Annotated in this window: 23 protein-coding genes and 1 pseudogene; 13 read left to right on the forward strand and 11 right to left on the reverse strand. The window is 60.9% G+C overall.

The annotated features are described in order from the left end of the window. Window positions 1-59: 59 nt before the first annotated feature. The gene (locus tag IB244_RS11495; RefSeq protein ID WP_113471774.1) at window positions 60-329 is read right to left on the reverse strand and encodes a hypothetical protein; all 270 of its coding nucleotides are present in this window, start codon (window positions 327-329) and stop codon (window positions 60-62) included. Between the two features lie 31 nt (window positions 330-360). After that, window positions 361-1,155 (reverse strand): exodeoxyribonuclease III, encoded by a 795-nt coding sequence (xth, locus tag IB244_RS11500; RefSeq protein WP_018859483.1) that lies wholly within the window; start codon window positions 1,153-1,155, stop codon window positions 361-363. Between the two features lie 193 nt (window positions 1,156-1,348). On the opposite strand from xth, the gene IB244_RS11505 reads away from it, so the two are divergent. Continuing rightward, on the forward strand, window positions 1,349-1,903 hold the full coding sequence (locus IB244_RS11505; protein ID WP_192304247.1) for a hypothetical protein: 555 nt from the start codon (window positions 1,349-1,351) through the stop codon (window positions 1,901-1,903). Window positions 1,904-2,048: 145 nt separating this feature from the next. Beyond that, the gene (locus IB244_RS11510) at window positions 2,049-2,285 is read left to right on the forward strand and encodes a hypothetical protein (protein ID WP_018116356.1); all 237 of its coding nucleotides are present in this window, start codon (window positions 2,049-2,051) and stop codon (window positions 2,283-2,285) included. A 47-nt stretch (window positions 2,286-2,332) separates the two neighbouring features. Here IB244_RS11510 and IB244_RS11515 read toward each other — a convergent pair whose 3' ends face one another. Together IB244_RS11515 and IB244_RS11520 are read right to left on the reverse strand one after the other, a co-directional pair. Then, window positions 2,333-3,184, reverse strand: coding sequence for a metallophosphoesterase (locus tag IB244_RS11515; RefSeq protein WP_192304248.1), 852 nt, complete (start codon window positions 3,182-3,184; stop codon window positions 2,333-2,335). A 108-nt stretch (window positions 3,185-3,292) separates the two neighbouring features. Further along, a complete protein-coding gene (locus IB244_RS11520; protein ID WP_018116360.1) occupies window positions 3,293-3,895 on the reverse strand; it encodes a superoxide dismutase in 603 nt (200 codons plus the stop codon). Window positions 3,896-4,095: 200 nt separating this feature from the next. Here IB244_RS11520 and IB244_RS11525 point away from each other — a divergent pair, with 200 nt between their 5' ends. The 4 genes from IB244_RS11525 (at window position 4,096) to IB244_RS11540 (ending at window position 8,413) form a co-directional block, all read left to right on the forward strand. Next, window positions 4,096-4,425, forward strand: a complete 330-nt coding sequence (locus tag IB244_RS11525) for a hypothetical protein (RefSeq protein ID WP_192304250.1) — start codon at window positions 4,096-4,098, stop codon at window positions 4,423-4,425. Between the two features lie 211 nt (window positions 4,426-4,636). Continuing rightward, the gene (locus IB244_RS11530; protein ID WP_192304252.1) at window positions 4,637-6,127 is read left to right on the forward strand and encodes a hypothetical protein; all 1,491 of its coding nucleotides are present in this window, start codon (window positions 4,637-4,639) and stop codon (window positions 6,125-6,127) included. Window positions 6,128-6,320: 193 nt separating this feature from the next. Next, window positions 6,321-7,622, forward strand: coding sequence for a hypothetical protein (locus tag IB244_RS11535; RefSeq protein WP_192304254.1), 1,302 nt, complete (start codon window positions 6,321-6,323; stop codon window positions 7,620-7,622). Continuing rightward, a complete protein-coding gene (locus tag IB244_RS11540) occupies window positions 7,619-8,413 on the forward strand; it encodes a hypothetical protein (protein ID WP_192304256.1) in 795 nt (264 codons plus the stop codon). Before IB244_RS11535 ends, IB244_RS11540 begins: the two co-directional genes overlap by 4 nt. A gap of 181 nt (window positions 8,414-8,594) precedes the next feature. Here IB244_RS11540 and IB244_RS11545 read toward each other — a convergent pair whose 3' ends face one another. Beyond that, on the reverse strand, window positions 8,595-9,422 hold the full coding sequence (locus IB244_RS11545; protein WP_192304258.1) for an oxidoreductase: 828 nt from the start codon (window positions 9,420-9,422) through the stop codon (window positions 8,595-8,597). Window positions 9,423-9,500: 78 nt separating this feature from the next. Between IB244_RS11545 and IB244_RS11550 the strand changes: the two genes are divergently transcribed. Next, entirely contained in the window at window positions 9,501-10,445 is a 945-nt protein-coding gene (locus tag IB244_RS11550; protein ID WP_192304260.1) for an AraC family transcriptional regulator, read from the forward strand. 51 nt (window positions 10,446-10,496) lie between these two features. Here the strand turns inward: IB244_RS11550 and IB244_RS11555 are convergent, their stop codons facing one another. Further along, complete coding sequence (locus tag IB244_RS11555; protein WP_112647462.1) at window positions 10,497-11,177, reverse strand: peroxiredoxin-like family protein; 681 nt, start codon at window positions 11,175-11,177, stop codon at window positions 10,497-10,499. 346 nt (window positions 11,178-11,523) lie between these two features. Between IB244_RS11555 and IB244_RS11560 the strand changes: the two genes are divergently transcribed. After that, entirely contained in the window at window positions 11,524-11,904 is a 381-nt protein-coding gene (locus tag IB244_RS11560) for a hypothetical protein (RefSeq protein ID WP_192304262.1), read from the forward strand. Window positions 11,905-12,024: 120 nt separating this feature from the next. Here the strand turns inward: IB244_RS11560 and IB244_RS11565 are convergent. After that, window positions 12,025-13,463 (reverse strand): annotated as a pseudogene (locus IB244_RS11565) (amidohydrolase family protein). A 169-nt stretch (window positions 13,464-13,632) separates the two neighbouring features. Between IB244_RS11565 and eco the strand changes: the two are divergent. Beyond that, window positions 13,633-14,136, forward strand: coding sequence for a serine protease inhibitor ecotin (eco, locus tag IB244_RS11570; protein WP_113161948.1), 504 nt, complete (start codon window positions 13,633-13,635; stop codon window positions 14,134-14,136). Between the two features lie 130 nt (window positions 14,137-14,266). Here eco and IB244_RS11575 read toward each other — a convergent pair whose 3' ends face one another. Continuing rightward, window positions 14,267-14,611 carry a nuclear transport factor 2 family protein gene (locus IB244_RS11575; protein ID WP_025661070.1) on the reverse strand — a complete coding sequence of 115 codons (345 nt, stop codon included), beginning with the start codon at window positions 14,609-14,611 and terminating at the stop codon, window positions 14,267-14,269. A 168-nt stretch (window positions 14,612-14,779) separates the two neighbouring features. Between IB244_RS11575 and IB244_RS11580 the strand changes: the two genes are divergently transcribed. From IB244_RS11580 to IB244_RS11590, 3 genes are all read left to right on the forward strand, one after another. Continuing rightward, complete coding sequence (locus tag IB244_RS11580; protein WP_192304264.1) at window positions 14,780-15,610, forward strand: helix-turn-helix transcriptional regulator; 831 nt, start codon at window positions 14,780-14,782, stop codon at window positions 15,608-15,610. Window positions 15,611-15,697: 87 nt separating this feature from the next. Continuing rightward, complete coding sequence (locus tag IB244_RS11585; protein WP_192304266.1) at window positions 15,698-16,372, forward strand: YbhB/YbcL family Raf kinase inhibitor-like protein; 675 nt, start codon at window positions 15,698-15,700, stop codon at window positions 16,370-16,372. Next, window positions 16,369-17,610 (forward strand): multidrug efflux MFS transporter, encoded by a 1,242-nt coding sequence (locus tag IB244_RS11590; RefSeq protein ID WP_062370581.1) that lies wholly within the window; start codon window positions 16,369-16,371, stop codon window positions 17,608-17,610. The genes IB244_RS11585 and IB244_RS11590 overlap by 4 nt, the downstream gene beginning before the upstream one ends. On the opposite strand, the gene IB244_RS11595 is transcribed toward IB244_RS11590, so the two are convergent. Further along, window positions 17,591-18,202, reverse strand: a complete 612-nt coding sequence (locus tag IB244_RS11595) for a TetR/AcrR family transcriptional regulator (RefSeq protein WP_025661074.1) — start codon at window positions 18,200-18,202, stop codon at window positions 17,591-17,593. The genes IB244_RS11590 and IB244_RS11595 overlap by 20 nt on opposite strands. A 116-nt stretch (window positions 18,203-18,318) precedes the next feature. Here IB244_RS11595 and IB244_RS11600 point away from each other — a divergent pair, with 116 nt between their 5' ends. Then, window positions 18,319-19,002, forward strand: coding sequence for a glutathione S-transferase N-terminal domain-containing protein (locus IB244_RS11600; protein WP_192304268.1), 684 nt, complete (start codon window positions 18,319-18,321; stop codon window positions 19,000-19,002). Between the two features lie 30 nt (window positions 19,003-19,032). Here the strand turns inward: IB244_RS11600 and IB244_RS11605 are convergent, their stop codons facing one another. Continuing rightward, window positions 19,033-19,959, reverse strand: a complete 927-nt coding sequence (locus IB244_RS11605) for a bestrophin family protein (protein ID WP_192304270.1) — start codon at window positions 19,957-19,959, stop codon at window positions 19,033-19,035. A 110-nt stretch (window positions 19,960-20,069) separates the two neighbouring features. Next, the gene (locus IB244_RS11610; RefSeq protein ID WP_192304272.1) at window positions 20,070-20,957 is read right to left on the reverse strand and encodes a branched-chain amino acid aminotransferase; all 888 of its coding nucleotides are present in this window, start codon (window positions 20,955-20,957) and stop codon (window positions 20,070-20,072) included. Window positions 20,958-21,202 lie beyond the last annotated feature (245 nt).

A 21,202-nucleotide genomic window follows, 5' to 3' on the forward strand; every position in this document is an offset into this window, starting at 1 on the left:
GTGCACGCCAGTGCTCTCCGCTTCCGCCCGAGTTTCACCGTCGGTGAAGTTGGCGCGAATCAGGTTTTGAACTCTTCGTCCAGGACCGGTGCGTCGGGCTTCTGCCGATCCAAACTCTCACGATAGCGGACGCAACCTCGGAGGAACTTCGGCCAGGGAGGCACCGCGATGTCGGGATTGAGCTTTTCCGGCAGCATTTCCCAGAGCTGAGGATGATGCCAACAGAGGTCGTGACCTGTGGCGTCGCGGTGTTTTCTGATCGCGTCGCGGAGGCGCTTCGCCTCCGTGATCAATTCGTTCCGCGACATCGTATCGAGGTCGGCATCCATCTTGCGTTCCTTCCAGTTTCATCGCTCGTGTTCACGCGTCGTCTTCGCGCTTGGGAACCTCAAGCTCGATCATCACTGGCGCATGGTCGCTCGTATGTTCCCAGCTCCTGGGCTTCCTGCGCACGCTCGCAGACTTGAGCCATGGGGCGATCATCGGGCTGAGCAGGAAATGGTCGATCCGGAGACCAGCGTCGCGTTCGAAGGAGTTTCGCCAGTACTTCCAGAAGGTATAGATGCGCTCGTTCGGATGCAGGTGCCTTACGGCGTCGGTCCAGCCTTGTGCGACCAGATCGGCATAGGCCTTGCGAACCTCCGGCCGGAACAAGGCGTCATCCAGCCAGCGCTCCGGCTTGTAGACGTCGATTTCCGTCGGCATGACGTTGAAGTCACCAGCCAAAACGGCCGGAATTTCGAGGTCGCGCAATTCGGCTGCATATTCGTGCAGCCGTCGGAACCAACGGAGCTTGTAATCGAACTTCGGGCCAGGGGCCGGATTTCCATTCGGAAGATAGAGGCACCCGACAAGGATGCCGTCGATGGCTGCCTCAATGTAGCGGCTGTGCGTGTCATCAGGATCGCTCCGAAGACCGCGCCGCGTCAGTATCGGCGTCGAGCCCCTGGATAGGACCGCGACGCCGTTCCAGCTCTTTTGTCCGTGCCAGATTGCGCCGTAGCCGGCCCGCTCGAGCGCACCGCGTGGAAACCGGGCGTCTTCCGTCTTCAGTTCCTGCAGGCATACGACGTCGGGCTTGTCCTCCTTCAGCCAGCGAAGAAGGATCTCGAGGCGTCCGTTCACGCCGTTGACGTTGTAGGTCGCAATCTTCAATGGCCGAGGCACGTTTCGATGGGTTTCGATCGAAGGGAAATGGAAAGCCAGACGCTAAAGTCCAGCCTCCAAAAAGTCCGCTGCGGATTGAATGGGCGACGGGATTGTTATCACGACCACGACCGCGCCTCCGTCGCCCACCGTAACAGCAAAATAGGATAGGGTGATGCGGGTCTATTGCGGAGGTTACGCCATGCCAAGTCCGTTCGAAGCCGTCTGTGCGTACTTCCATGCGAAAAACGGGAACCGGCCGTTCCTGATGCGCCACGCCTTCGCCGAGGATATTGCGCTGGAGATGGTGGTCAAGACCGACGCCATCTCCTTTCCAAGTTCAGCCAAGGGCCTGCCTGAGATCGAACAGATTCTCTGCCGGCGTTTCGCGAACGACTTCGAAAATGTCTATACTTTCTGCCTGGCTCGCCCCACAGACGCCAATCGACGCCATTTTCCATGCCATTGGCTCGTCGGCATGTCGGCGAAGAATAACGGAGACATCCGAATTGGCTGCGGCCGCTACGATTGGTACTTTTCCGACATCCAAGGTCTTGTCCAAAGGCTAGTCATTAGCATCGATCGGATGGAGATCATTTCGGCGGATCATTTGGGAGCGGTCATGGATTGGATCACATCGCTCCCCTATCCGTGGTGCCAACCGGAGGACATCGTCCAAAGCATGCCTAGCGTCGTCGAACTGGCGCCAATCGCACATTATCTGCGAGAGATCAGATCAATTCCCCCGGACTTCTGAGGCCAGCGCGTTTGGTGGAGGCCCGCTATGTCTTAATTAATAGCCATGCTGCGTCGCAGGCAGTATTATCCATGATCGGTCGGCATCTGTTGGCAACGGCCGCTTGGGAGTTTCGTGCTTCTGCCTGAGCGGAGCATCGAATGAAATGACCGACCTATCAAACGTGATCTCCTTTACAGATGACATCAATGTCGTGTTCGAGGCTCTTTCGGAGTGGTGCTACCTGCACAAGAAAGACCCTAATAGCCTCGAAGGCTGCCGAGCCGCCTCAACGCTCTTCGATCTTTTCCAAGATGGCTGCGACACAAAGGACGGCCTTTTGAGCGCGATGGATCGAAGCGAGATAGCACAGCAGGTGCAGCAAGCCCTACCGATGGGTTGAAGGCGGCACCCTTTGCCGGCCCTATCCAGGCAACGATTGGCGGCAGCCTAGCGGAGCTTCAGCGTCCGGCTGTCCTCACGGCCGAAACCGTGAACTTCGATGCGGTCGGCCCAGATTTCCACGATAGCGAAGGTATTCTCGGTCTCGGTATCGACCATCCCCTTGAAATTGAGGAAATGGCATCCCTCGAGCGTGCTGAAATTGCCGGCGTGGTTGTGGCCGCTGAAGTAGGCCGCGACATGTTCGTGCGCCGTCAGAAGAGTGATGATGCGCTCGCGGTCCCAGCTGTCGTGCGCGTTCGGCGGATAGACGGGGTAATGGTTCATGACGATAACCCGCTCGCCTGCAGCACGGGCTTTGTTAATCTGGTCGGAAAGCCAGGCGACCTGCTCGTCGCTCGGCATGGCGTTCCACTCCTGCGCGTTGACGGCGCCGGCTGCCCTAAGCTCGGCGAGCCGACGGGCGGCTATGTCCCGATAGGGATGCCCTTCCGGCGGCGCAAAGGTGCTGACCTCGTTGCCATCGAGAACGATGAACCGCCACCCCTGCCTGGCGAAGCTGTAGTAAGTCGATGCCAGACCGACGCGGGCGGCGACATCGGCCAACCGATCGGCTGCGACGGAAAAATCATGATTGCCGAGCAGGAAGAAATTTTCGTGTCTCAGGCGGTCGTAGACGGGGAGGATGTCGTCGAAGCTCTCGAAGTCCCGATCGATGATGTCGCCGAGCGTGATGACGAAGCTCAGTTCCTCGCCATTGAAAACCTCGACCGCCGCGGAGAGCTTGGCAAGGCTTCTGGCATAGTGGCGGTTCATTCCGACATGCGGCTCCCTCGCCGCATATTGCGAATCAGCGACGACGCCGAAACGGAGAATGGGAAGATCGGAAAAGGATGTCATGTCAGCGCTTTAGGCGCGCGGCATGACAAGCTTGTGACAGTCATCGAAAACAAAAACACCCGGCGTTTCGAGGCGCCGGGTGCTGACATCTTTTTTTGTGCGAGCCGATTACTTCGCTGCGGCTTCGTAGCGCTCCAGGACGTAGTCCCAGTTGATCAGGCTATCGACGAAAGCTTCCAGGTACTTCGGACGCGCGTTGCGGTAGTCGATGTAATAGGAGTGTTCCCATACGTCGACGCCGAGGATCGGGGTCGCGCCGTGAACGAGCGGGTTTTCGCCGTTCGGGGTCTTGGAGATTTCGAGCTTGCCATTCTTGACGGAAACCCATGCCCAGCCCGAGCCGAACTGGGTCGTGCCGGCAGCGATGAAATCGGCCTTGAACTTGTCGTAGCCGCCGAGGTCGGAATTGATGGCAGCTTCGAGCTTGCTCGGCAGCTTGTTGCCGCCGCCGCCCTTCTTCATCCACTTCCAGAAGTGGACGTGGTTATAGTGCTGGGCAGCATTGTTGAAGAGGCCGGCATTGGTGCCGAACGACTTCTTCACGACGTCTTCGAGGGAGAGATCGGAAAGGCCTGCCTCTGCCGCGAGCTTGTTGCCGTTGTCGACGTAAGCCTTGTGGTGCTTGTCGTGATGGAATTCCAGGGTTTCCTTCGACATGAAGGGCTGGAGCGCTTCGTAGTCATAGGGAAGTTCGGGCAATTCGAAAGCCATTGTGGGTCTCCTCTTGGCAATAGTTTGCGTAATCGGCAGGTGAGGCGGAACATAGGAGCGCAAGCATGGAGAGGCAACCTGCGAAATATCAAAAAAGACGGGCAGAGAGGAAAAATTGCCTTCGCCAAGCACTTGGCTTTGCAGCCCTAAATCGCTGATCATGGGCGAGTTTTACAACAGCTGGAAGACGGGCTTTTCAGATGCAGAGGAATAAAATCCGCTTTTGCGTACTTGCCATGGCAATCGCTGCGGCGGGAACCGCCCGCGCCTCCTCAGGCGACGCCTGGCAGGAGTTCGCGTCCGAGGTTGAAGCCAAGTGCAAACAGGCGGCGCGCGCCTCGATCGAGTTTCCACATGCGGTCGTCGATCCGTTCGGCAGCGAGCACTACGGCATCGCCCTTGTAACCGGCAAACCGAAGGGCGCGAACGGCTTCGTTAGCTACTTTTGCGTCTACGACAAGCAGACGAAAAGTGTCGAACTCGGTAGCGAGCTTGAGACGGACGGCATGCGGATTCTCCCTGAGGAGTAAGGTCGCCAGGCGGCTGTTGCGCGAATGTCACAGGTCAGCCCCTCAAACCTGTTGATTGTCATCTTGCGTATTTTGACAGCGACCGCGCCGCCGTTTCTAGATGCACGCACAGCATGCGTGTACGGAATCAAGGCAATTTTCGATAGGTTCGCTTAATTAGCTGAAATCCATATTTCGCCGGCGTTTTGACAGTACTTTTGGGGCATAAGTCATGGTCATGAGTTTTTTTCGTCGCGCAGAAGACGGCGGCAAGTCGCTGTCGACAACAGGATACCGACCCGCTTCGATAGCGGATCATCGCCCGGCAGCCGAAGAGCCGCTGCGCTATGCTATCCCTGACGTCAACGATTTCGCTGCTTTCGGTTCCGCACTGGAGGAAAACCAGCGGACGTCGGAAGACCTGCTGTCGAGCCTCACATCGCTGCAGGAGCGCGTTTCCTCGCTGCTCGGCACTCACAGCCAGTCGCTGAACGAGACCGGTGCGCTCCGCGCCGAATGCGCGCGCATCAGCTCGCTTCTCGACTACGAAAGCCATGCGCGTCAAAAGGCTGACCAGGACAATCTTCGCCTGACTGCCGAGAACAAGGCTTTTTACGCCGACAACGCGCAGCTTCGCTCCGGGATCGACGCCTTCCGCGACGAGCTGACAAAGCTGCAGAGCGTGCATCAGGTCACGCGCGAAGAATTCACGATCATCGAAAACCGGCTGCTCGATGCCGAACGTGAATTGACGGATCGCGCCATCCAATTCGATGAAGCCTCGACACTCCTGAAGCGCGCTCAGACGGAGCTCGACCAGCGCAGCCGCGAACTCTCGGCCACCCGCGAAAAGCTCGACAACGAGACGACGGCGCACCAGCTGCTCATCGAAACCTCGCGCCGCGAAAACGGCACCCAGGCGCGCGAAATGGCCCGTCTCAACGAGGAACGCAGCCATCTGAAATCCAGCCTCATCGAACAGGAAGCCCAGGTGCGCAACCTGCAGATGGCCGTTGCGAGCCTGAAGCAGGACCTCGCCCTCTTCGAGGAGCGCCACAAGCGGCTCGAAGTCGAGCACGAGACCCTGCAGGCCTCCTCGGCGCTCGAGATCGCCCACCTGACGACGAAGCACGAGGCGATCGGCTCCAAGGCCGAACTCGTGGAGAAGCTACTCGTCACGGCAAACGGCCGCAACAAGATGACGGATGAGGAACTGCAGGCAGCCCGCGCCGATCTCAAGCGCGTCAAATCGGAACTCGTCACCGCCCTCTCCCGCTCGGAGCGCCTTGCCGAGGAACTGCAGCGCGCACGCACGACCGGCGCCGAGAGCGAGTCCGCCCGCCGCGAACTCGCCACGCAGACCAACGAGCTGACGCTGAAGCTGCGTGAGGCGGAGAGCCTGCGCGTGCGCCGCGACCGGGATGCCGATGCGCTGCGCCGCGACATCGATACGCGCATGGATTCCGATCGCTACGAAATCGGCCAGCTGCGCACCAGCCTGGAGATTGCCAAGTCGGAGATCCGGCAGTTGCGCGCCGAGCGCGCCATCCTGACCGGCCAGCTCGAGGTCGCACGCAGCGAACGGCCGGGCGTCGTGGTCCCCACCGCCGCCCTCGAGGAACGCGACGAAGTCCGCATGCCGGCGGCAGGCTTCACACCGATGATCGACATCTCCGAAAAGTCGTTGCGTGCGCCGTCGGTCGACAGCACGCCCGCCGAATAAGGCTTGACGGCGTCAGACTTCGGCCTGATGCCAAACCTTGCTTTTGCCTGTATTATATCGGTTTCTTAAGGGACTAAGGCCGATCGCGTGAACAAAGACTTGCGCGACCTGCCTTAGGTTTTTGTTCTTGTGCATGTCCTTGCCTCGAACCGCTGCGCGTTTTGGGAAGGCATGCATTGGCCCGGAGGAGACCATGGCGCTCGGCACGTCGCATCGCTTGCAGGAAGGCATCGAATCCGTCGAGACCATGACCCGGTTCGCATTTGCGATCCTGGCGCTCGCCTCCGGCGTTTATACTTATCTCGGCGTGCGAAGCATCCTCGACGGATCGGCAACCGCCGTGTTCTTCGCGGCGCTCATCTATTCCAGCGCCGTCTCGGTGGCGATCTACGCCTTCTGGACCTACATGGCCCGTTTTTATCCGCACGTGACGAGTACAGGCGGACGGACGGCCATGCTCGGTGTCATGGCGCTCGGCTGCGCGATGATCATCGCCATGTCGAGCTGGCTCAACGCGGCCGCGCTGGCGGGTTCCGCGGCGCTCGAACAGCATCTGGCCGAAACGCTGGAAGACTACACGGCCGATCTCGACCAGGCGCATCAGAACGCGCTTGCCGCCCAGAGCCTGCTGCCCGACATCCAGCGCACGCAGGAACGGTTCCAGCGCCTCGCCGACCAGGAACGCGAGACCGGCGCGCTGACCGGTACGACCGGGGCCGGCAGCGTCGTGCAGCTCCTGTCGCAGATGGCCTCGCAGCTGACCGAGCTCGAAAACGGCATCAACGCCTCGCGCGAACGGGTGACGACGCTCTTCGACGCGGGCCGCAAGCATCTCGAGACGATGCGGACGCTGGTGTCGGCGCCGGGCGCGATCAATCCGCGCGCCGATCAGTTCGCTGCCGAAGTCGTCGGACTTTCCGGCGTCATCACCTCGCTGGAGCAGACCTCGATCGCGCCGTCGGTCAAGCGCGCGGCGGAAGACCTGTCGCTCGGCTTCATCGCTCCGGTGGCGGATGGACGCGAGGCGGATCTCGTCACCCGGCAAGACCAGGTGATGGAAACGATCCGATCCTCCGTCGCGGCGCAATCGAAGGTGCTCTCGCAGGCAGCCGACCAGATCCTCGAGCGCAAGCCGGTGGCCGAACGGCGGTTCGTGCCGCTCTCCTCGGCCGAAGCGGTGCTGCGCTACGCCGGTGATTTCATCCCCAGCTGGGCCGGCGCCATCTCGATCGATATCCTGCCGGCGGTGCTGATCTTCATGCTGTCGATCGTCCACTCGACGCTGCGCCACCAGGAGCAGCGCCTGCCCTTCGCCGAACGGATTACCGCGGCCGAACTATTGCAGGCGCTGGAAGTGCGGCGTGAGATCCAGCAGCAGGGCGCCGACGTCGAGGCCGCCATGGATGCTGCAGAGCGCAGTGAAGCGACGGACCAGTCGAATGTCGCGAGCTTCGACCTGTCAGGCAAAGGACCACGCAAAGGACCGCCGGCATGAGACTGGAAACGGCGGGGCAAAGGTTGAAGGACTACGTGCTCTCCGCCGATGACGGCACGCTGATGCGGCATGCCTTCCACGCTCTCCTCGCCGCAGCCGCCGTCTTCGTGGTGATAGACTGGCATGAGATCAGCTCCGCCGGTTCGGCCTTCGATCCACTTACGCCGGGTGCCCTGCCCATGCTTCCGCCGGCTCTCACGCAGGGCAAACCCCAAAACGCACCTGCCGAGATCACCGCGGACCCCGAGGTCCTGATGAGGCCGATCCGCTTCGAACTGCAGGCGGACGGCGTGCTCCTTGCACAGGGCACGATCGAACCGGGCGCGGCCGCACGCTTTGACGCCGAAATCCGGGCCCGTGGCGAGTACGTCAAAACAGTCGCGCTCGATTCGCCAGGCGGATCGATCGGCGACGCGATCGCCATCTCCACGGTTATCCGCGAACGCAAGATCGCGACCAGCGTCGCCAGCGGCGCGCTTTGTGTTTCCTCCTGCCCGATCGTCATGGCCGGCGGCGTCGTCCGCACGGCCGACAAGGATGCTGTCATCGGCGTACATCAGGTCTTCAACGCCACCAGGGAGAAGCTGTCGCCTGATCTCGCCATGTCCGAAGGCCAACGCACCACCGCCAATATCACCCGACATCTCGACGACATGGGAATCAAGCCGGACCTCTGGATCCACGCCATGGAAACGCCCCCCGACAGGCTCTACTACCTGTCTCCCGACGAGATGAAGGAATTCGCGCTGGTGGCGCCGGCTGTGGGGGTGGTGTCCAGGAAGACGAAATAGGCAGCCTGCCAATGCCCTAAAGCACGTGGCGATCTTCCGATTCTCTTGCCGCGCCTTGTTCTCGGCAACACGCAACGAGTGCCAACAACACTGCTTACAGCTCGAAACGCTCCTCAGTATGAGGAGAGCGGCAGACCGCGTGATCGGAAATCCGAACCGCGGCCACCTTTGTCATTGCGCTTTACCCGTCGGTCGAGACAGTGACGGATTTCCACGCCTCAATCTCCTGCTGCAGGCGCTCGATCCTGTCAGAGACGAGTTTGAGCGCATCGCTGCCAAGCAGGAGTTGCGGTGGAGGATTGCCAGACTCGATGAGGCTGAGCACGGCCGCCGCGAGTTTGTTGGGATCGCCAAGCTGCTTGCCGCTCTTTGCTTGCCGCGCTTCTCGGATCGGATCGAACAGCGCGTCGTAGTCGTCGATGGACCGCTCAGTCCTTACCATCGAGCGGCCGGCCCAGTCGGTCCGGAACGAGCCGGGGCAGAGTGCGGTGACGTGGACGCCGAACGGCGCCATTTCCGCACGCATCACCTCCGATATTCCCTGAAGCGCGAACTTGCTGCTGCAGTAATAGGCGATGCCGGGCATGGTGATCATGCCGCCCATCGACGTGACATTGACGATGAACCCGCGGCGCCTCTCGCGAAACCGCGGCAGGAAAGCCTTGGCAACCGCAACAGCGCCGAAGACGTTCACGTCGAACTGACGACGCATTTCGTCGAGCGGCGACTCCTCGAGGAGCCCTTCGTGACCGTAACCGGCATTGTTGATCAGGACGTCGACCGGGCCGTGGTCTTTCTCAGCCTGCTCGACGACGTCCGGTATCCTGTCGAATTCGGTCACGTCGCAAAGGACGGAACGGACCGCCGGCAGGCGTTCCGCAAGCCTTGCTTGCGAGGCTTCGGAGCGGACGGTGCCAATGACGGTATGTCCCTGTTCGCTGGCTGCCGTCGCGACTGCCAGGCCGAACCCGGAATTCGCGCCTGTGATGAAGAAAGTCTTCTGTGACATGGTGGACAATCTCTTCTTGATTGGTGATAATCATTTGACTGATAATCTTTCCCTACACGTTCATCGATTGCGGAAACTATGAATGTCTTGCCAAATCCTATAAATGCGAAGGGTGCGCCATCAAGGCGCCGGGAGCTTGTGGAACTGGCCGGACGCCTCGCCCCGCGTCACGGCTACAATCCGACGGGGCTTCACGGCGTCCGCATCCTCAGGACCGAAGAGGTCCTCCACGACATACCCGTCCTCTACAAGCCTGGTGCGGTTTTCGTGCTGCAGGGTCGCAAGCAGGGAATGCTTGAAGGCGAGGTCTATCTCTACGACGAGGAGCATTATCTGGCGGTCTCGGTCCCGGTTCCGTTCCGGATGGAATCCGTCGCCAGCGCAGAATGCCCCCTGCTTGCGGTCTATCTCGAATTCGACACGCAGCTCGCGGCCGAGATCGCCTCGGACGTCGAGGCACGGCGTTCCGGACCGACAGGCACCGCGGCGAGAAGTCTTATGTCCAGCAGAATGGAGCCCGACATCGAGGATGTCGTGCTACGCCTGTTGCGAGTGCTCAACGATCCCATGGAGATGGTGGTTCTGGGCGCGGGCATCTTGCGCGAATTGCACTATCGCATCCTCGTCGGCCCGCAGGGCGCACAGATGATTGCGGCGCTACAGCAGAAAGGCACCTCCGGCAAGATCGTCCAAAGCCTCGCCCGATTGCGCGAAACCTACAGCTTGGAGATTTCAGTGACGGCGCTCGCACAGGAAGCGGGCATGAGCGTCCCCTCCTATCACGCACATTTCAAGGCGCTGACAGGCAGCAGCCCGATGCAATACGTCAAAGCGATGCGGCTTCACGAAGCAAGGCTGATCATGGCGCGCCAGGAAAAAACGATCGCAGAGGCCGCGCTGTCGGTTGGTTACCTCAGCCCAGCCCAATTCAGCCGCGACTTCAAAAGGCACTTCCGCCGCACCGCCTCAGAGGAGGTGAAATGGGTCCGCAGTCACCTCGGCGAGCTTGCCTTGCGACCATGAGGTGTCCGGTAGCGGCGCAAATGCGTGACGAATGTCGGATATGCAACGCCTTCAGCGTCGGAGGCTGCTGGCAGCGGCAAGCATTTCCGCCGCGTTTGGAAAGATGCAGAGGCTGTCAGGCCCGTCGCGCGCTTCAATCTGCACCCAGCGAACGATGCCATCGCCGTCGATGAGGAAGTGCCCGACAAGCTGTGTGGGGTGGCTTGCGAAGATGGCATGATCGATTTCAGTAAGCTCGAAGCCGTCTTGGGCGTTGAGTAAGGCGTTGGCCGCCATCGGGTGTAACGCTTCCGGCAATTCACCCGTCGGGTTAATGCGAGCGGCCTCGAATTGCTCCATGCTTGCCCGATAGGGCCATACTGGTTTCTCGCCGCTGCCCTCGGGCAGGAACTCACCGTGCGGCACGCCGAAGGCCCGGTGCGTCGAGCAATCCTCGTCACATAGGAGCACGGCCGGCGTCGGCCGGTGCTCGAAATATATGCGGGCGCGCTCTACCGGCGTGTTGATCACGGCAACTGTTTCCACCCCCGCGGCGCGCAGGGCAGGCTGTAGACTACCGAGTTGTCCCACCTGACGCCGGCAGAACGGGCAGTGCAGCCCGCGGAAGAAGGCGATCAGAAAAGGGTGACCGTGGAGGCTCGCGAGTGAGACCGTTCCTTTTTGATTTGCCGACGGAAGTGCGAAGGCGGGAGCGTATTCCCCTGGTTGGAGCGGGCGCTTCTGGTCTCCCATGGCATTTGTCCTTTGCTAGGAGTTCAGGTGAATGCTGGGCTTGATCCAAGTCCAACACCTATCACGCCACGGCACCACTCGCTATGTTCACGGTGCAATCGGGTGGAGTGCGAGGCTTCAGAAGTCTTGCGACGGCGACGCGTCCCCTTGTAGCGCGAAAGAGATGTCCGTATCGGCGTCGCCTTTCGGCCTTTTGCGGCCATCAAACACGCCACTTGCATCAGACAAAAGCCACGCCTCAATCGCAATCGAAAGTTAAGGTTCAAGCGACAAACTCGCGCAGCGGGCGTTGACATCTGGTCTCGGCCGCGTCGGGCCGTTCCACTTTTGCACGTCGAGAGGCGATGTGAAATTTCGGTTGCTTGCAGTATTTCTAATTATCTTGCCAGCCGTCTCGGCCGCGCAAGAACACAAGCGTCGTTTTGCCAAATATCAATTCTTCTTTTGCGCGGCCGTCCATATGAAGCTGGCCGAAACCTACAGGAAAACAGGTTTTTCGGACGCCGAAGCCTTTCATACCTCAGAGGCGAACTTCCTGTACGAGAAAGGAAAGAATGGCCTCATTGAGATTGGAAAGTCTCCGGAGGACGCCGCTGAGCGAGTGAAAAAGCATAGGGATGGCCTTGATAGCGAATTGCAGAGTACACCAAGCAAGATCCAAATTATGCTGCACCTCTGTAACTCATTTTTTCCAGAGCGAGCGAGTCGGCCCCGAAATCGGGCGTAGCAATAGCTACGCGAGTGAACTGCATACATAAATGGTACGATGTCTGCTTGTGGCGGCGCAAAGCGGCCTAGAACGGAGGCGAGTGATACGCGCAAACTCTCCGCCGCCGATGTGGCGTGACTACAGTAGGTTCTTGTGGACGCGGCCATCCTTGACGATGACGGACAAATTCTTTTCCGGCGCTTCGATCAATCGAAGATCGTCAAGCGGATTTCCGTTCCATACCAGCACATCCGCGAGTGCCCCTTCTTCGATAACCCCGAGTTTCCCCGCATAGGGTGTTCGCAAATTTGAAAGAGCGAGCAGCTCGGCATTGACCGAAGTTGCCATCTTCAGCGCGTCGGCATTGCTGAACCAGTTGGACAAATGGGTCAGCATGATGTTTTGACGGGGCGTCAGCTGCGGCGAGAAGAGGACATCCGATCCCCAGGCAAGCTTGATGCCGTACTTCTTGGCGTAGTCGTACACCTTCGGCGTGCCGGCAAAGAGTTGTTTGACGCGCTCGACACCCGGACCCGTTTGCGACGCGGCGTCTTCCATGCTCAGAAACGGCTGGGTGCTCAGCCAGACGTTCTTGTCCGCGAACATTCTTGCCGTGTCCTCATCCATCAAATGGGCGTGCTCGACGCAGGCGACGCCCCCCGCGATAGCGCGCTGCACGGTATGGGGAGCGTAAGCGTGGATCGTGACATAGGTGTTCCAATCCCTGGCCACCTCGACGGCGGCCCGGATCTCATCTTCACTGAACGTCGTCATGTCGAGAGGGCTGCGAGGCGAGGAGACACCGCCGCCGCCCACCAGTTTGATATGGGACGCGCCCTGCAGGAGTTGCTCGCGGACGCGCCGCTTCAGTGAGCCGATGTCATCGACGATCGCTGAGGCGCCAAGCAATTCGCCGACACTGAGTTGGCCATCTTTCGCGGGTATTTCCGAAGGCATCCTGAGGTCGCCGTGCCCCCCGGACGTGGTGATCATTGCCCCCGCAGGAAAGATGCGGGGACCCGGAATGATGCCGGTGTCAATTGCCTGTTTGAAGGTGAAGACGGGCCCGCCCAGGTCTCTCACGGTGGTGAACCCGCGCATGAGGGTCCGCTCTGCTTCGGCAGTCGACGCGGCGTAAATTATGCCGGGATCACCTGCAAGAAGAACGTTCAATGGCACCGCGGCAAAGATCGAATGCCAATGGGCATCGATCAGGCCCGGCATCACGACCCTGCCAGCGCAGTCAATAACCGTCGCGTCGGCGGGCGGAGGATTGCCGTTCGCGTCAATGGACGACACCACATTGCCTTCGATCAGTATCTGGACCGAATCTCGCAGGGTAGTTGTCTTGCCGTCAAACAGACGAGCCTGTCGCAGCATCAGCTTTTGCGGGGGCGAAGACTGCGCGCTTGCCAGACCTGGTAGGCCTGCCACGATCGCGGCCGAAGCGACAGTCTTCAGAAAACTTCTGCGAGAGTAATCCGCGAGGTGGTTTGAGACCCTGTGGACCTCGGGTTTGCACATCCGCAGCTCGCCGTTGACGCTAAGCGATTGTACTTCCGGCCTAAACGAAGCATTGCTTTTTCCATCTCAAGGCGCTGAAATACAACCCGACGCTAACATGGCCGTTCTGGATAATCTACGGGCACTTGGTCCGGGGCATGCAAGGTGGACGGGCGCCAAGCGAAAGCGATAGCTCGATCGGCAACCCAACCTCGACCAGCATTGCGGGCAAAAGGGTGAAAAATGGCAACTTCATTTTGGGCGGGTAAAGCAGCGAAATACTCAATTCCAGTTCTGGTTTTTCTGTCACTCGCGGCGAGTGGGGCTTCTGCGACGGAGCCCCGCCAGGCGCGGGACGAGTTGAAGGCATTTCCCGAGGCACCCGCAGGTCAGCAACGACACGTTATCTTCCTGCCGAAGCGTTCCGACGAAGATGCGCGCCGGGTTGGCGTGATCGTCGGTCGAACCGAGTTGGTGGACTGTAATCGACATACCTTTGGCTCCCAGCTGGAGAAGCGCACGGTCGATGGCTGGGGATATGACTACTACGTCGTTACCGGAGTTGGCGCGGTCGCGAGTACGCGGATGGCGTGCCCGGACAATACCAAGAAGAAAACGTTCGTGCGGAGCTCGGACGACCCGCTCTTGCGATACAACAGTAGGCTTCCCCTCGTGGTGTTTGCACCCGTCGACGTGGAAATCCGGTACCGGATTTGGAGAGCCGGCCGAGAGAGAATGACAGACTGACGACACGCCGTCGCGGATCGCCAATATCGTGTTCGCTGGCAAGACCAGGACGTTTGGCGCGGGCGTGCTACCGAGTTCTGTTTTCCCTTTTGCCGATGCCTCGGCCCTGGTCCCCTTTGGGGGGCATGTTCTAGACGTTGCGACCGAAATAGACGTCCACCGAGGCGATCCTGTCGCCCCTGAAGCGCATGACCTCCATGTTGCGGAATGCCCCGCCGTCATGCTTTTCGGCCCGGTAGCGTATCACGGCCTCGTCGTCCGCGATCTCAAGGTGCTCGATCTCGATATCGCGGAATGGCGGCGGCTCGGGCCAGCAACGGCTGAAATAGGCAACGCGATCAATGTGATCGTCGCGCGGGCTGGAGAAGGTGAAGTCCTCCGTCATCATCCCGGCCGCGATATCCTTGCGGCCCTGAAGATAGGCATCGTAGAGCCCGCGAACGGTCTGCTCGCGCGATGTTTGCAGGGTGTCCATGGCACAAATCCTTTCGGCGTCAGTGGCCTCGCCCCAAAATCCGATTGCATTTTGCAATCGGATTTATAGCATCTCAAGCCCATTGCGGCAACTGCGGCACCACTGGCGGCTTGGAAAGTCTCCGGCGATGGTTCAAGATCATCGCCATCATCGACGACGGACGATCGCATGTTGGAAGCGCAAACCATATTGGAGCGGCTGCAGAAGCTTGCCGCAAAGGACAACCGCCCGCGGGCGTTGCCTGAGGTGGCGGAGCAGTTCTCCACGCTCTGTACTTTCGTGACACGCGAGCGCGAACGCATCGCCGGCTGCGCGTTTCCGCGCGCGTCGATCGTGGTCATCGTCGAGGGTTCGAAGGAACTCGTGACCATGGGACGGCAGATGCGCTTTGGCGCGGGCACCGTTCTGGTCCTGCCCGGCGGTTGGCGCGGCGATGTCGTCAATGACCCCGATCCTACCAGCGGCGTCTACCGGGCGATCTTCATCGGCTTCCCCGACGAACTTGTCGCGCGGGCGGCGCGTTCGTTCCCGCCGCCGCGGGCGGTTCGGCCGATAGATTTGCCGCTCGACACGGTCCTTGCTGCCGCTATCCACCATGCCGGCGAGGGCCTGACGAGCGGGACGCTGCCTGCCCTGCTGATCGAACATCGCGTGATGGAGGTGTTGACGGTGCTTGGCATGCGCGGCGTCCTGCCGGTCAAGTCGAAAACAACGAGCGACGCCGTACGCTCGCTCATCCGCTGGCAACCGGACAAGTCCTGGACCGCCCATGCGATCGCCGCCGAACTAGGCACCAGCAACGCGACGTTGCGGCGCCGGCTGACGGCGGAATCGACGTCCTTGCGCGACTTGCTGACCGAGGTGCGTGTGGACCTTGCTGCAACGCTGCTCTCGGAGGAAGGCGTTTCGCTCCGCGAGGCGGCGCTTGCGGCCGGCTATCGTTCGCCGCGACGCTTCGCCGAGCGCATGCGGGCCAGACAGCATGTGGCAAATGTTTGAGCTTTTCCGACAATTCTTTGAGCGTTTCTGCGCATCAGGCGATCACCGCGATTGTTAGAGCTGTCTCATCGAAAAGGAGACACGCTCATGCGTAAAACGATAACGGCAGCGACCCTCATTCTTGCTCTCGGCGCTATGCCGACCCTCGCCGCGGACTTGAAGGTCACCTTCGAGAGCGGCAAGGGCGGCACATTGCCGGAGGAGAACGCTTCCTGCATCGCGGCCGGCGGCAAGGCGGCGGCTGGCAAGAACAAGAGCCCGGCCTTCTCCTGGTCGAAGCGACCGGCGGGCACACGGTCCTATGCGCTTACCATGACCGATCCGGATGTGCCGCAAGACCTCACGCTGCTCAACAAGGACGGAACGGTGATCGCGTACGACCTGCCCCGGATGGAATTCACGCACTGGATCCTTGCGGACATCCCGGCCACGGTCACAAAGCTCGCCGAAGGAGCCGATGGCGACGGCTTGCCGCCGGGCGGATTGCCACTGGAGATGACCGAGCATGGCCGCCGCGGCCAGAATGGTTTCGCTGGGTTCTTGAAGGATGGTCCCTACGGCGGCTATATGGGCGCGTGCCCACCGTGGAACGATCTCCGCATCCATCGCTACCGCGTAACGGTCTATGCGCTCGACACCGAAAGGCTCACGCTTCCCGACGCCTTCACCCGCGCCGATTTTCTTGCCGCCGCAAAGGGACATGTCCTTGCCTCCGGCGCGGCTGAACTGACCTATACGATCAATGCAAAGGCCACGAAATGACCGATACCAAATGGGACGCAGCCGTTGTCGAGAGCGGCTCGATCTACTGGAAGCGCAATCTGGTCATTTCCTTGCTCGGCTCCTTCACGACGATTGTCGCGATGACGCTGCTGCTGCCCTTCCTGCCCCTCTATGTCGAGGAGCTTGGGGTCAGTAACCACGCGGCGATCGTGCAGTGGTCGGGCATCGCCTATGGCGCGACCTTTCTGGCCGCCGCCTTCGTGGCGCCGCTCTGGGGCCGGCTTGGCGATATCTACGGGCGCAAGTTGATGCTGGTGCGCGCCAGCGCCGGGATGACGGTCGCGATCTCGCTGATGGGCATGGCTGACAACGTCTGGCAGCTGGTGGCGTTGCGCCTGTTCGTCGGCCTTGCGGGCGGCTACTCCTCCGGCTCGATGGTGCTGGTCGCGACGCAGACGCCGAAGGATCGATCCGCATGGGCGCTCGGCGTGCTTGCCTCCGGCATCATGGCCGGCAACCTCGTCGGGCCGCTGATCGGCGGCGCGCTGCCGCCGTTGATCGGCATCCGCAACACCTTCCTCGCCGCCGGTGGGATGATTTTCCTGGCGTTCCTTGCAACCACCTTCCTGATCAAGGAAGAGAAGTCCCCTGCCCGCAAGCAGGCCGCGAAGGCAAGCGGCGGCTGGGCCTCGATCCCCGACAAGGGTCCCGTCATTGCGATGCTCGCCACGGGCATGCTGCTGATGCTCGCCAACATGTCGATCGAGCCGATCATCACCGTCTACGTCGCGCAGCTGGCGGAAGATCCCGGCAGGGTGACGATGATAGCAGGCATCGTCATGTCGGCGGCAGCGCTCGGCAGCATCCTGTCGGCCTCGCGCCTCGGCAAGCTTGCCGACCGGATCGGCCACTGGCCGGTCATTGCGGGCGCCCTTGCCGTCGCCGGCCTACTGCTGATCCCGCAGGCATTCGTGACCAGTTCCTGGCAGCTGATCATCCTGCGCTTCCTGATGGGGATCGCGCTCGGCGGGCTTCTGCCCTGCATCTCCGCGGTCATCCGCCATAATGTCCCGGACAGTGCGGCCGGCAGCATCCTCGGACTGTCGGTCTCCTCGCAATATGTCGGTCAGGTCGCCGGTCCCGTGCTCGGCGGTTTCGTCGGAGGCCATATCGGCATGCGGGCGGTCTTCCTCGGAACCTGCGTGCTGCTGATCGCCGGCGCCGCCTACGCCTGGCTCGTGCGGCCGCACAATGCCGTTACGGCGCGCCGCAGATAAGCTCTACGCCGGAGCGCGCCAGTGCTTCCAGCGCCTCCCGGGTTTCCCCGGCGCGCGCCCGCACTGCCAGCGAGTGCATGATCGCCGAGGCCAACCGGGCCAATGCCTTCGGATCGGTCTTGTCCGGCAGCTCTCCGCGTTCAACCGCAAGAACGAGGCGTTCCTCTATAGCGCGGTCGAAATCGGCGAGGCTGCGGCCCAGCACGTCGCGCACGCGCTCGTGCTGGATGGCCTCGACGGCCGCGGTGCTGATCAAGAAGCAGCCGCGCGCCGCCGTATCGCCGTGAAGGTAGGTCGCAAGCGCGCGATCGTAGATCCGCGCCAGATTCTCGCGCACCGGCAAGGACGCATCCAGCGCCTCCTCGAGGACAACCATGCTGTCCATCCGGTAGCCCTCCAGCGCATCCAGATAGAGATCCTCCTTGTCGCCGAAGGCATTGTAAAGGCTCGGCCGGTTGAGGCTCGTGGCAGCGCTCAGATTGTCCAGCGACGCCGCGGAAAATCCCCGATCCCAGAAAACCTCACGCGCCTTGCCGATCGCCGCACTCGTATCAAAAGCGCGCGGTCGGCCCCGTTTTTTCTCATCCTTCATATTTTTGTACCGCTTCGCATTAAATTCTTGACTGATTTATTTTTATGCGAAACAGTACAAATGTCCAATGAATTGATACCGGCACGCCAATGCCGGTCTGCGGAGGAGGAAATCCGATGAAACTTTACATGCGCGCTGCCGCTTGTTCGCTCTCGCCGCATATCGTTTGCCGCGAACTTGGAATCGATGTGGAACTGATCGCCGTCGACCCCGCGAACCACCGGGCAGAGAATGGCAACGACTACCTTTCCATCAACGGCAACGGTTATGTGCCGGCCCTGATACTCGACGATGGCAAGGTGTTGACCGAGGGGCCTGTCATCGCCCAGTTTCTTGCCGAGACCGCGCCAGAGGGGACATCGATGCTGCCAGCAGCGGGTACCTTCGAGCGCAGCCAGGTGCAATCCTACCTGAACTTCATAAGCTCCGAGTTGCACAAGCCGATGGTTATGTTTTTCGATGCGGCTTATGGAGCCGCGCACGAGTCCATCCACGCCCTCATCCTCAAACGGTTGGAATGGCTGAATAAACGCATGAAGGGGGCCTACCTGACCGGCGAGAATTTCACCGTAGCCGATGCCTATCTCTTCGTCTGCCTGAACTGGTCACCATGGATCGCTATCGACCTCAGACAATGGCCGGCGCTTTCCGCTTTCATGAAGCGGGTTGGTGAACGGCCAAGGGTGAGAGAAGCGCTACGAGCCGAGCAACTGCTGGCCTTCGAACAGGACGGCGTCTTTTTCGCCCCAGAGGTCTATCTGGCCGCCGCCAACCGGACCGGCACGCCTGTCCTGCCCTGACTTCTTTCAGCGCTACGGAGGCCGGAGAGCTTACATCAAAAGGTAGTCCACCGGCACCGGGAGAGGCGGCAGGTCGGTCTCTCCCAGCGCTTCGCGCAGATTGATCTCGATCGTGTCGGCAAGGGCGCCGATCGGCAGCGCATTCGGCTGGTTGCCGAAGGGCGCTTCCAGCTCGTCGCCGAGCGCATCGAGGCCGAAGAAGGTGTAGGCGACCAGCGCCGTCGCAAAGGGCATGAACCAGCCGAGGACGTCGTCGAAGCCGAACGGCAACAGCAGGCAGAAGAGGTGCGCCGTGCGGTGCAGCAGCAGCGTGTAGCCGAACGGCACCGGTGTCCAGCGGATACGCTCACAGGAGGCCTGCGCCAGCGTCAGCTCTCCGAGCGTCTTGTCGAGTATCTGATAGGAGATGTCTGACAGCATGTCCTTGGCACGCAGATCGGCAAGCTCCCGGGAAATTTCCAGCGAAATCGCCTCCGGCGGCGTGCGGCTCGCGTGATAGCGGGCTTTCAGCTCAGGCGACAGCAGGCGTTCGACCTTTTCGCGGCCACTGCCAGCACGCAGATGCGGCACCAGCGACTGGATGAAGGCCATGACGAGCGTGACCAGGCGTCTGCGCGCTTCGGCCCCGGCCTCGCCATGCGCCGTTTCGAGGATCAGCGTCTGCCGCGCGAAGTGACGCGCCGAAAAGATCATCTGTCCCCACTGCTTGCGCGCCTCCCACCAGCGGTCATAGCAGGCGTTGTTGCGAAAGCCGAGGAAGATGGAGATCGCGATGCCGAGAAGCGCGAAAGGCGCACCGCTGAAAACCGGCAGGACACCCGGCCAGACGCTGTGGACGAGAACCACGAGCGAGGACAGGAAACCGGTCAGCAGGATCTGCGGAAAAACCTGCTTTATGATCGAACCGCGGAGAATGAAGAAGAGTTTAAGCAGGCTGGGACGGGGGCGCACGATCATGACGCAGGCTTCTCGGTCGTTCGAACAAAGAGATGTCGGCTCTCCTCCCTACAGCCGAGCGAATGGCCGCGGCAAGCGCGGCCATTGTATTCAGATCCGAGGCAACAGACTTAGCTGTCGCTTTCGCTGCGGCCGAAGGCCCAATCCATATAAAGTTCGAGCGCCTTGCGCGTGACCGGCCCTTGCTGGAAGTCGCGGCCATCGAGGCGATTGACGCCAACGACCTTGGAGTAATTGCCCGTCGTGAAGATCTCGTCGGCGTTCATGAAATCCTCGACCGAGAGCGTCACTTCCCGAACTTCGAAACCCGCCTTGCGCAGCAGGCCGATGACGCGGGCGCGGGTGATGCCGGCAAGGAAGGTGCGGTTGGCGATCGGCGTCGAGACGATGCCGTCCTTGACCATGAAGATGTTGGAGGACGCCGTTTCCGCAACGTTGCCGTTCATGTCGCGCATCAGCGCATTGTCGAAACCACGGCTTTTGGCCTCGGCAATGGCGCGGCCGCTGTTCGGATAGAGCGAGCCGGCCTTGGCATCCGTCATCGCCGTTTCCGGCGACGGGCGGCGATAGGGCGAGACGGTCAGCGAATTCGGCGCATTGTTGCCGAGCGGGGCTTCGAACAGGCAAAGGGCGAAGCGGGTGGATTCACCGTCGACGGTGACGACGCTGCCGGCTGAACCATGCTCGCCCCAATACATCGGCTTGATGTAAACAGGCGTCTTGCCGTCGAACCTCTTGATGCCTTCCCAGGCAAGCGCCTCGATCTCCTCAGCGGTCTTGACGGGCTTCAGGCCCATGTTGATCGCCGAGCGATTGACGCGCTGGCAATGCCGGTCGAGATCCGGCGCGATGCCGTCGAACCAACGCGCCCCATCGAAGACCGTCGAGGCCAGCCACATGGCATGCGAGGTCGGCCCGATCAGCGGCGGATTGCCGGTGATCCACTCTCCCTCGACGTAGGTCCAGGTGGTTGAACGGGGCGATGTGTCGACGGCCATGGGCATTCTCCTTGAAAAGTCCGAAGAGCAAAATCCCCGCGCGAAGAGCCGGTCAAGCGGAAATCCGCGGCCTGGAACCCTACGCAAGAAAATGGCGACGAGGCTTTCCAGGGCGTAATATTCGTGCGCGATCCCTTGCGCGCCATCGATGGGTATATCACGGAAAATCATGGATGGCGCGATTGGATGCGACACCGACGGCGTGGCATCATCCGTTGGAATCGCTGCGGCTGATAGGGAGTAAA

This window comes from Rhizobium sp. RHZ02 (assembly GCF_014851575.1).
In the GTDB taxonomy this organism is placed as follows: Bacteria; Pseudomonadota; Alphaproteobacteria; order Rhizobiales; family Rhizobiaceae; genus Rhizobium; species Rhizobium altiplani.